Here is a 10,107-nt window from a genome sequence, read left to right as displayed (position 1 = left end):
ATCTGGTTGACTTCACTCGCTTCACTCGCTTCACATGCGCCACCATCGTCGTATAGTCCTTCGAAACTCTGCGCGCGCTGCACGATAGCTCCGGCAAGCGGAGGTTCAGGACAGCACCACGGTCACGTAGCGCACAAGCAGACCAACACCAGCGACAATCGCAACCACACCGACGAAGCCGATCCAGAACGATCTCTGAAGTCGTTCGAACGCCCCGGCCGCGTGTCGACCGAAGATCTTCCGCTGGCGATCGCGCGCATCGAGCCACAACCTTTCTCGATACCTGACGACGAAAACACCCGCCACGATGACGGTCACGCAGATGAGCGGAAACAACACCACCATCATCGAGTTCATCTCACAGTGCATAATGCGTAGAATCCTGCATCTTGCGAGGATCAGCGCTACTCCTAGTGACAAAGGAAGAATGCCAAGCACAAACGTGAGCATCATCACGCCACCCCCGAATCGCCGACCGCACTTCCAGGATCGTACTGCGTCCCGCCTGCCCGGACAGTAGCCGAAGGTCGCCACTTCAGACCACCCGGGATTCTCCCGCCCGAGCTGGGCGGGATCAGTCCTCGAACGTCCCGACCGCCGGCACCCGATCGGTGCGACCGTAGCGCAGCAGCATCACGCCGTCGCTGTCTGCGACCGGCGGCTCGATCAGCTGCAGCACCGACGGCAGCGCACCGTCGTCGAACACCTTCTTGCCCGCGCCGAGCAGAATCGGATACACCCACAGGGTGAGTTCGTCGAACAGTCCCTCGGCCAGCAGCGAATGCACGAGATCGACGCTGCCGATCACATGCACCTCTCGATGCCTGGTGCGTAGTTCGGCGATCTCGGCGGCGAGGTCGCTGCCCACGCGGTGGCTGTTCTGCCAGTCGAGCGCGAGGTCATCGTTCCGTGTCGCGACGTATTTCGGCACGCGGTCGAAGAGCCGGCCGATCTCGCCGGACAGACCGTCCGTGTGGTGGGGCCAATACGCGGCGAAGATGTCGTACGTCCGGCGTCCGAGCAGCAGGGCATCGAGCCCCTGCATCCCTTTCGAGACGGTCTCTCCCATGCTCGACGAGGGGTACCCGGCCTGCCAGCCACTGAATGCGAACCCTCCGGACGGGTCTTCGTCGGTGCCACCCGGCCCCTGCGCGACACCGTCGAGGGTGCTGAAGAGGTCGATCAGGATGCGTCCGGTCATCGAAGGGCTCCTTTGCACGAGAGGCGCTGCACGCGAGGGCGGCGATGCTGACAGTATGCGCTCGCGCTGCTGCTCGCGGGGATCTACTTCTCCTGGCCCCAGCGGGCGAGCGCATCGATGGCCTCACGCAGCGCGATGCCTCGATCGGTGAGCGCGTACGCGCGCGTGTTGTGCCGCAGGGGCAGTCGGGTCAGCACCCCGGCCGCCTCGAGCTCTCGCAGCCGGGTGGCGAGCATGTTCGTCGGCACCCCGAGCTCACGCTGCAGATCTCCGTACCTCTGCGGCCCGTCGAGAAGTCGTTCGACGATGAGCAGCGCCCATCGGGCCCCGACGACGTCGAGGGCTGCGGCGAGGTCGCTCACGCGTGCGAATCGGCGTCCGGCTTCATCCAGAACGGCGAATAGTGGTACCCGTCGGGGTCGTCGAACTGGCGCTGGTACATGAACGGGTAGTCGTCGGTGTCGCCGACCCGCCCGCCGGCGGCGGCGGCACGCTCGACGATCGCATCGACCGCCTCCCGACTGTCGAGGTCGAACGAGACCGTGACCTTCGAGGGAGTGTCGGGTCCGCCGATCAGATCCTCGGTGCCACCGACGCTCGCGTACATCTCGCGACTGCCGAGCATGACGTACTGCTCGGGCGCGATCGCGAAGCACGACACGTTGTGATCGGACATCTCGGCGTTGAGGGTGAATCCGAGTGCCGTGTAGAAGGCGGTGGCCCGGTCGACGTCGGCGACGGGGCAGGTGATGAAGAGACTCATGTCGTGATACTTGCAAAATACAAGTGGAGCGTCAAGGGTGTCTTGCCTTCGAGAAGCCACTTACCACCACCTCGCTCACGCAGGCTGCAGCCCGATCGCTCGATGACGCGGTGGCACCACAGTGACTACGGGCCGCCCATCAGAAGGACCCTGGCGACAGCAGCCGACACGGCCACGACCCCGATCCCGATCGCGATGGCCCCCACGATCCCCATCATGAAGGGAGTCTGCCGACCTGCCGATATACGCGCAGCTCTTCTACCGAACATTCTCCGCTGTGACTCAAAGACCATCTCGTTGAGCTTTGTCCGGAACCGCACGATCACTAGTCCCGCACATATCACAATGACACCGAAGATCACGTTCGGCAGAGTTGAGTCACACACAGCGCACCCACCCCCAAGTTCACTGCCCTGTCCTCTCAGATGTCGGGCTGAAATCAACATAGGTATCGTCGCAGAACGGTTGGCGCAATTCCGACCAGTCGGGTCCGGTGAATCGACCTTGGTCAGGAAGGAAGACTGCTGTCCCGGCATCATCGTGGATGCGAAGAGCGCCGTCCTCGTCCAGCTCCCAGGACCCGTTGCCCGAGTACCGTTCGCCATCGCTGTCGATGCACGCGCGGTCGTCAGGGCCCGGGTCACCGAACTTAATACCTTTATAGACCGCAGTCCCGTCATCCTCCAACCGCAACACTGAAGCAACAGTGGACTCGGGATCGGTTTCGGGTACGGCTACCCACACAATGGGGTAGGAGTACTGCGAAGATGGGCCAGTTCTAATCCCGAACATTGTGATGATCGCTACTCCTATCACCACAAGCAAGGCCGCAGCGACAAAGACAACGGCACCGAACAGAAGGCCACTTTTCAGTCGCATGCTACCTTCCCGCAACGATTAATAATAGAGTTTTATGCACCCAAAAAGCCTGCGACGTCCTCTCCGAACTGCTAGCGAGAAAGCTCAACGAGGCGACTCGCCGAATCGTCATCCGGGTCCGCACCGAGCCATTCCTGGATGACCAACTTACCTGCGACCAGCCACACTTCGAATGAGAGCGCCCCTGGGCATTCACCACCCTCCGAGAACAAACTCAGACCGTACTCGTAGCCCTTCGGGCCCAGTTGCCACACGCCGTGGAAGTTGCGACCGTCACCCCAAGCGACTTCGTCGACGTACTCGGCTGTCGGCGCAGCGCATCCCAGGTTCGACGGCCAGTTATGCATCTCGAACGTCTGATCGCTATGAATTTCAAGTGTTACCTCGGCGCCCCGGTTCGGAATACGCCACTCGCCCCTCAATTGTTCAGCGGTTATGTCACTTGCCGGAGCGCCCCCGCTCGAGGCGCACCCGCCAAGCAGCACTGTCGTGATCAGCACGAGAGCCACTCTCCCTCGCCTGCGGCGCATCACGGCATGGTCTCCGTCCATTGACCTGTCGACGCGGTCACGGGCTTGTTCATATACCCGGTGCCACTCGACCACACCCCCGACGACCCGATCGGAGCACCATACGGATCACGGAACACCCGCCTGGTCGTGCCTGTCGAGTTCGCCACCGTCTGCACGTCCACAGTCCCCTCCTCCGATCGTCTTCAGCCTTGATTGTGGGTTCGAACGAAGCGGATCACTTTCTCTTCCTTGAAGTCCTCATCAGCACTTAGGAGGATGATGAAGCTCTGCTGTCCAGCGGCGTCGCGCTGGAAGTAGATGGGGAGAAAACGGCAGTCTGCAGCGGATGGCGCCAAATACCCCGAGTACGAAGGGCTGTCGAAGGTCTTCCAGGTTCCGGAGAAGGATGAAACCGCATCCCAGTCGACGCTACGGACGGATAGCGGGACATCGTCGCTGCAGAGCACTGTCGGCAGATCGATCGCTTCAAAAGAGTCACCATCGAGGCGGATCTCTGCAGAGTGACCCCGAGAGTCGCTATAGAGGCCGTCAGCATTCGCGGCTTCGAACGTGTAGTCATACGCTGGTTCGGCCGGCGCGCATCCCGCGAGGACAACGATCAAACAAACAACAGGCGCGAATCGTCGACGACGTCGGAGCTGGTTCATGGCGTTAACGCCCCACCAGCACTGTCGACATGTCGCCACCATCTATTGTCGACGAGCGCGATCGCATGCAGTACTACTCCCTCACACCATCTCAACCAGCCAACGGATCCTGTATGGCACCACGGCCCCCATGTTCGAGAGCCCTACAAATTTGGCGGCGACTTCTTTTCCGATGAACGGTCGCAGCAGCCCTTTAACGAGCACGAGATTAAAAGTTTCATCGTACCAGCAGATCGCCTGACCGAGTGATGCCCTCTGCGCCCAAGAGTGAACCAGAAGCCACGCAATTGTTGCAAACAATATCAATACCCACAGAAAGATCCCTCTGAGTACCAGAAACAGCCCCCACCCCAGACTTTTTCTCAATGACACCTCAATATTCTTCAACCAAGTATGGGCCGCTCAAATACTCATAAGTATGACCACGAAAACCAACGCAGCACACGCCACCTCAGACTTGTTTACCGAGTCGGTCTTTAACTCAATCCAGAAATGATCATGAATATGCCAAATACCACAAACCCTACGCCAACCATCAGAGCGTGAATTGGCGAAGAACCCGGTCTGACTGCGTCATCAGCGACCGGCTCGCCGAGGAAGATTCTTAAACCGGCATGAATTATCTTCGGAATTAGTCGATGAAAACCAATCGCCAATAGGCCAACCAAGACCACAATAACTCCAATATTGCTTTGAATCGAGATAGCGATCTCCTTCTTAGAAATTCCCCATGATCATAATTCCACAACCGCCTCCGAAGCCGTACTTGATTCCGCCGCCGGAGCTCCCGGCAAGTCGCAACCCGCCTGACCCTCCTTGCTGATCCGCAATCCCAACCCCCAGGTGGGCGGTCGCTCCGACGGCCGCTGTTGCGGAGCATTCCCCCACCACGAATAGCGGTGAACTTTCTTGTACAGTCACACCCGTACTGACAGTCAGTTCTGCCTTCAACCCCAAACCTGCCGACCAACTCCACCCGCTCTTCGAGCCATAGGATAGCCCTCCGAAAAAGCCAAAACACGCACTCACCCCAATGTCATTTTCGGGCCGGGGCATCTGATACTCCGGTACAAACGACACCAGTGGCCCCCAGGAGGGTTGCGACTTCGGAACCCAGCTTTTGGCTGGCGGCTTTGAGTTGAGCGTGCTGATCAAGCTCGGCGGTTTGGTGGATCCGTGCGGCTTCGTGGTCGTGTGCGTCTTCTTATCGCTGAATGGGCCGGCCCCCGTCCAGGGATTGGGCTTGTCAACCTTCTTCTGTCCCCCGCGAGTGCAGTTGACGCCCCACCCGCATCCCTGATCGAGTCGGAGCCCGGTCGGGTCCATGTACGTGGTCGGGTTGTTCCCCGAGTACGTGTAGCCGGTGTTCTGCTGCGGGAGGTTCGTGTCGATCACGGGATCCACGGACAGGAACTTCCCCACCACCGGATCGTACGTGCGTGCAACCACCATGGTCAGACCCGTCGACGCGGTCACCGGCTTGTTCATATACCCAGTCCCGCTCGACCACACCCCCGACGACCCGATCGGAGCACCATACGGATCACGGAACGTGCGCGTGGTCGTACCCACCGCAGTCGCCACCGTCCGCACGTCCACCGTCCCCTCCAGATTCGAGAACAACCACGTCAACGTCGTCCCCGTCGTCCCGGACTTCGCCGACTTCGCCGCGATCGGCTTGCCCTCCGCACCAGAGTACGTCCGCACCCCCGCAACCACCGTCGAACCGTTCGCCTGCGACAACACCGTGTCGCCGACGAACAACGTCGCACCCTCACTCGTGTTCGTCCGCAGCAGGATGCTGCCATCGACGTTGTAGACCGTGTTCTGCGTCACCGAACCGGCGACGACCTTCGACACCTTGCCGACATCATTGAACGTGATCGTCTGCCCGGGGCGACCGGTCATGTTGCCGGCCGCGTCATACGTGTACGAGCCGGGACCGACTCCGGCCGGACCGGTCACGGTGCTCACCGCGTGTGGACGATCCCCGCCCGCGGCCGGGTACGTGTACGCGGCCGTCGAGACCGCTCCCGCCGCGGAACGCTTCACGAGACCCGTGCGGTTGCCGGTCGTCGTGTCACGTCGCGCATGCATCGCGCGGCGCTGCCCCGCCCGCCCGGTCCCCCGTGCGGGGGATGCCGCCGCATCCGTCGCGGCTCTACGGTGGGGGGATGCCCGCCGCGCCGTTCACCCGCATCCCCAGCATCCGTGAGCAGCGCGGGGATCTCGTGCTCGCCGCGGTGATGTTCGTCGGCGCGGTGCTGAGCGCCGCGCTCTCGACGGTCGCAGACATGTACGGCGACACCCGGGCGGAGCCGTGGACGGCGCTCGTGTACGCGGTGGCCGTCACCGCGCCGCTCGCGGTGCGGCGGCGCTGGCCGGGCCCGGTGGCGGTGACCGTCTGTGTCGCGTACTTCCTCGCGATCTCGTTCCAGGTGCCCGAGATCTACGTCGGCAACATCGCGATGTTCGTGTCGCTGTACACGGTGGGCGCGTGGATGAACAACCGCAGAGCCGCGATGATCGTGCGCGTCTCGATCATCGTCGGCATGTTCGTCTGGCTCATCATCACGATGTACCGCCAGGCGATCGAAGAGGCCGACAAGGCCGAGGTCGCCGCCGGTCTGCTCTCGCCCTACCTGGCCTTCATGCTCATCCAGCTGCTGCTGAACGTGCTCTACTTCGGCGGCGCGTACTACTTCGGCGAGCGTTCGTGGCACGCGGCGCAGGAGCGCCAGGCGCTCGAGCACCGCACGGCCGAGCTCGAGCGGGAGCGCGAGGTGACCGCCGCGCAAGCCGTCGCCCTCGATCGCGTGCGCATCGCCCGCGAACTGCACGACGTGGTCGCACATCACGTGTCGGTCATGGGGGTGCAGGCGGGAGCCGCACGTCTGGTGATCGACCAGGATCCCGAGAAGTCCAAGAGCATCCTGACCGGCATCGAGGGGTCGGCGCGCGATGCCATCCACGAGCTGCGGCACCTGCTCGAGACCCTGCGCTCCCCGGGCAGTGAGACGCCGGATGCCGCGTCGACCGTGACCCTCGACGACATCCGCTCGCTCGTCGAGGCCTCCACCGAGGCGGGACTGCCCACCGACTACGCGGTGATCGGCGAACCGGTGCCGGTGCCCTCGGTCGTCGCCGTCAACCTGTATCGGATCACGCAGGAGTCCCTGACGAACGCTCGCCGGCATGCCGGAGCGGGCGCCATCGCCGATGTGCGCGTCCGCTACGACGACGAGGGCGTCGAGGTCGAGGTCGTCAACACCGGTCGCGCCATGGCGGTGCTGCGCCCCGGGTTGGGACAGCTCGGCATGCGCGAGCGGGCGGCGGCATCCGGCGGTACCCTCGAGGTCGCCCCTCGCCCCTCGGGCGGGATGCGCGTGCGAGCGCGGGTGCCTCTGACAGAGACGAGCACCGCCTCATGACCACGTCCACGCCCCCTATTCGCGTGCTCCTCGTCGACGACCACGCGATGCTGCGCGCGGGGTTCCGCACGATCCTCGGCACCCAGCCCGACATCACCGTGGTGGGCGAGGCGGCGACGGGGGCTGAGGCGGTCGCCCAGGCATCCGCTCTGCGCCCCGACGTGATCACGATGGACGTGCAGATGCCCGACATGGACGGCATCGAGGCGACCCGCCGGATCGTCGCCGACCGCGAGGTCTCTGCGGCCATCGCGATCATCACCACCTTCGACCGCGACGACTACCTGTACCAGGCGCTGGATGCCGGGGCCAGCGGCTTCCTGCTCAAGAACGCCGGCGCCGAAGACCTCATCGCCGCGGTGCGTGCCCTGGCCGCCGGCGACGGGATGCTCGCCCCCGAGGTCACCCGCCGCGTTCTCGCGCGCTTCACCACGGCCGCGGCGCCCGCTCGACCCGCATCGCCCGCGCGCACTGCGGCACCCGCTCCGGCGCCCCTCGTCGAACCCCTCACCGAGCGCGAGTCCGAGGTGCTCGTGCTGCTCGCCGATGCGCGCAGCAACGCCGAGATCGCGAGCGCCCTCTTCATCGGCGAGGCGACCGTGAAGACCCACGTGTCGCGCATCCTGCAGAAGCTCGGCGCCCGCGACCGCGTGCAGGCCGTCGTGCTCGCGCACCGCCTCGGACTCGCGTAGATCGCTGCCGACGCAGCACCTCCGCACTCCGGCGGCACCCCGATACTCTCGGAGCATGCAGACCGCCGCACCCCTCTCGCGCCCGATCATGGCCGGAGTCGTCACCGCACTGGTGGGCTTCACGAGCTCGTTCGCGGTCGTGCTCACCGGTCTCGGCGCGGTCGGCGCATCGCCGGCGCAGGCCGCGAGCGGACTCCTCGCAGTCAGCCTCACGATGGGCCTGGCGTGCGTCGTGCTCGCCTGGCGATACCGGATGCCGATCACGGTCGCCTGGTCGACCCCGGGGGCGGCGCTGCTCGCCGCGACCGGCGTCGTCGACGGGGGCTGGTCGGCAGCCGTCGGAGCCTTTCTCGTCACCGCCGCACTCATCCTGCTCACCGCCCTGTGGCCCGCGCTGGGGGCGCTGATCGCGCGCATCCCGCCGTCGATCGCCCAGGCGATGCTCGCCGGCGTGCTGCTGCCGCTGTGCCTCGCGCCGATCACCGGGCTCGTCGCCAACCCGTGGGGTGTGGTGCCGGTCGTCATCACCTGGCTGATCGTCGCCCGTCTCGCGCCGCGGTGGGCGGTTCCGCTCGCCTTCGTCGCCGCGGCGGTGGTGGTCGCCGTCTCGCTGATCCAGGCGGGCGCCCCCGTCGATGCGGGGCTGCTGATCCCTCGCCTCGAGCTCACCGCCCCCACCTTCACCCTCGGGGCGCTGATCGGGGTCGCCCTTCCGCTGTTCATCGTCACGATGGCCTCGCAGAACGTGCCGGGCATCGCCATCATGCGCAGTTTCGACTACGAGGTGCCCTGGCGCCCGTCGATGCTCGTCACCGGCATCGGCACGGCTCTGGGAGCGACGGCCGGCGGACATGCCATCAATCTCGCGGCGATCAGCGCGGCACTCGCCGCCTCGCCCGATGCCGACCCCGATCCGAAGCGCCGCTGGGTGGCGGGCGTCTCGACGGGCATCTCCTACCTCGTGCTCGGCGGCTTCTCCGCCGCGTTCGCCGCGCTGGTGCTCCTCGCCCCCGAGGCGGTGATCCCCGCGGTGGCCGGACTCGCGCTGTTCGCCGCGTTCGGATCGTCGGTGCAGCAGGCGATCGACGATCCGGGAGAGCGCATCCCCGCCGTCGTGACCTTTCTGGTCGCGGCATCCGGGATCTCGCTGCTGAGCGTGAGTGCGGCGTTCTGGGCGCTCGTCGCCGGCCTGGTGGTGCGCACCGCACTGCACGCCGGGCGGCGCCGCTCGCGCGACGGCGGCTGAGGCGTGCAGCTGAGACCCCGCGGCACCGGCTCGACTAGCGTGGACGCGTGACCGCCCCCGCATCCGGCTCTGCGCCCGGCTCCGCACCCGGCCCGGCCGCCCGCGTACCCGCCGGCCACTTCGACGCGCGTGCGCTGATCGATCCGGTGAATCCGGTCGAGCTGGACGCCTTCGTCCGCGCGCATCGTGCGGCGAACCCCACCTCCGCCGGGCAGATCATCGCCTGGGTGTTCGCGATCATCGCGCTGCTGTGCGTGGTTCCGGTGATCGGCATCTTCGTGATGGGGCTCGGCTATGTGATCGGCCGCGATGTCGGCGTCGCCGTGGGGGGCGCGATCGCCCTGCTGCTGCTCGCGGGGATCATCGTTGGACTCGTCGCGCTCGTGCGTCGCGGCATCCGCACGCGCAACATCACCCGCTTCCGCCTCGCCCGCTTCGCCGGTGCGAACGCTCTGACCTACATCGAGAGGATCGACGCGCCGCCGCTGCCCGGCATGATCTTCTCGAACGGATCGAGCCGCATGTCCACCGATGTGCTGCGCGGGGTCGCACCTCGCTTCGTCGAGTTCGGCAACTACCAGTACACGACGAGCAACGGCAAGCAGTCCCAGGTCCACCGCTGGGGGTACGTGGCCGTCAAGCTCGACGTGCCGCTGCCGAACATCGTGCTCGACGCTCTCGGCAACAACACTCTCGGCAGCTCGATGACCGCCGC

12 protein-coding genes and 1 pseudogene are annotated in these 10,107 nt (G+C 65.0%); 4 read left to right on the top strand and 9 right to left on the bottom strand.

Going from position 1 to position 10,107, the window contains the following annotated elements; translation table 11 throughout:
* Nucleotides 1-105: 105 nt before the first annotated feature.
* The 9 genes from ABTZ43_RS15770 to ABTZ43_RS15730 form a co-directional block, all read right to left on the bottom strand.
* The gene (locus ABTZ43_RS15770; RefSeq protein ID WP_149422134.1) at nt 106-357 is read right to left on the bottom strand and encodes a hypothetical protein; all 252 of its coding nucleotides are present in this window, start codon (nt 355-357) and stop codon (nt 106-108) included.
* Between the two features lie 217 nt (nt 358-574).
* Nucleotides 575-1,201 carry a dihydrofolate reductase family protein gene (locus ABTZ43_RS15765; RefSeq protein ID WP_350539478.1) on the bottom strand — a complete coding sequence of 209 codons (627 nt, stop codon included), beginning with the start codon at nt 1,199-1,201 and terminating at the stop codon, nt 575-577.
* A gap of 83 nt (nt 1,202-1,284) precedes the next feature.
* Entirely contained in the window at nt 1,285-1,563 is a 279-nt protein-coding gene (locus tag ABTZ43_RS15760; protein ID WP_045253286.1) for a winged helix-turn-helix transcriptional regulator, read from the bottom strand.
* Complete coding sequence (locus tag ABTZ43_RS15755) at nt 1,560-1,964, bottom strand: VOC family protein (protein WP_056415038.1); 405 nt, start codon at nt 1,962-1,964, stop codon at nt 1,560-1,562. Before ABTZ43_RS15755 ends, ABTZ43_RS15760 begins: the two co-directional genes overlap by 4 nt.
* A gap of 405 nt (nt 1,965-2,369) precedes the next feature.
* The gene (locus ABTZ43_RS15750) at nt 2,370-2,843 is read right to left on the bottom strand and encodes a hypothetical protein (RefSeq protein ID WP_350539477.1); all 474 of its coding nucleotides are present in this window, start codon (nt 2,841-2,843) and stop codon (nt 2,370-2,372) included.
* A gap of 71 nt (nt 2,844-2,914) precedes the next feature.
* Nucleotides 2,915-3,343 carry a hypothetical protein gene (locus ABTZ43_RS15745; RefSeq protein ID WP_157550867.1) on the bottom strand — a complete coding sequence of 143 codons (429 nt, stop codon included), beginning with the start codon at nt 3,341-3,343 and terminating at the stop codon, nt 2,915-2,917.
* A 215-nt stretch (nt 3,344-3,558) separates the two neighbouring features.
* The gene (locus tag ABTZ43_RS15740; RefSeq protein WP_157550864.1) at nt 3,559-4,023 is read right to left on the bottom strand and encodes an outer membrane protein assembly factor BamD; all 465 of its coding nucleotides are present in this window, start codon (nt 4,021-4,023) and stop codon (nt 3,559-3,561) included.
* Between the two features lie 81 nt (nt 4,024-4,104).
* A complete protein-coding gene (locus ABTZ43_RS15735; protein ID WP_350539476.1) occupies nt 4,105-4,395 on the bottom strand; it encodes a hypothetical protein in 291 nt (96 codons plus the stop codon).
* A 345-nt stretch (nt 4,396-4,740) separates the two neighbouring features.
* Nucleotides 4,741-5,997, bottom strand: coding sequence for an RHS repeat-associated core domain-containing protein (locus ABTZ43_RS15730; protein ID WP_350539475.1), 1,257 nt, complete (start codon nt 5,995-5,997; stop codon nt 4,741-4,743).
* A 200-nt stretch (nt 5,998-6,197) separates the two neighbouring features.
* On the opposite strand from ABTZ43_RS15730, the gene ABTZ43_RS15725 reads away from it, so the two are divergent.
* The 4 genes and pseudogenes from ABTZ43_RS15725 to ABTZ43_RS15710 all read left to right on the top strand — a co-directional run.
* A complete protein-coding gene (locus ABTZ43_RS15725; protein WP_350539474.1) occupies nt 6,198-7,454 on the top strand; it encodes a sensor histidine kinase in 1,257 nt (418 codons plus the stop codon).
* Nucleotides 7,451-8,146 (top strand): response regulator, encoded by a 696-nt coding sequence (locus ABTZ43_RS15720; protein ID WP_350539473.1) that lies wholly within the window; start codon nt 7,451-7,453, stop codon nt 8,144-8,146. Before ABTZ43_RS15725 ends, ABTZ43_RS15720 begins: the two co-directional genes overlap by 4 nt.
* A gap of 55 nt (nt 8,147-8,201) precedes the next feature.
* Nucleotides 8,202-9,392, top strand: a complete 1,191-nt coding sequence (locus tag ABTZ43_RS15715; RefSeq protein WP_350539472.1) for a benzoate/H(+) symporter BenE family transporter — start codon at nt 8,202-8,204, stop codon at nt 9,390-9,392.
* 47 nt (nt 9,393-9,439) lie between these two features.
* Nucleotides 9,440-10,107 (top strand): annotated as a pseudogene (locus tag ABTZ43_RS15710) (hypothetical protein); the annotation flags it as partial.

The organism is Microbacterium sp. NPDC097977, assembly GCF_040302605.1.
GTDB lineage: Bacteria > Actinomycetota > Actinomycetes > Actinomycetales > Microbacteriaceae > Microbacterium.
The sequence above is the reverse complement of the archived record's forward strand: the minus strand, read 5'-3'. Positions and strand labels throughout refer to the sequence as shown.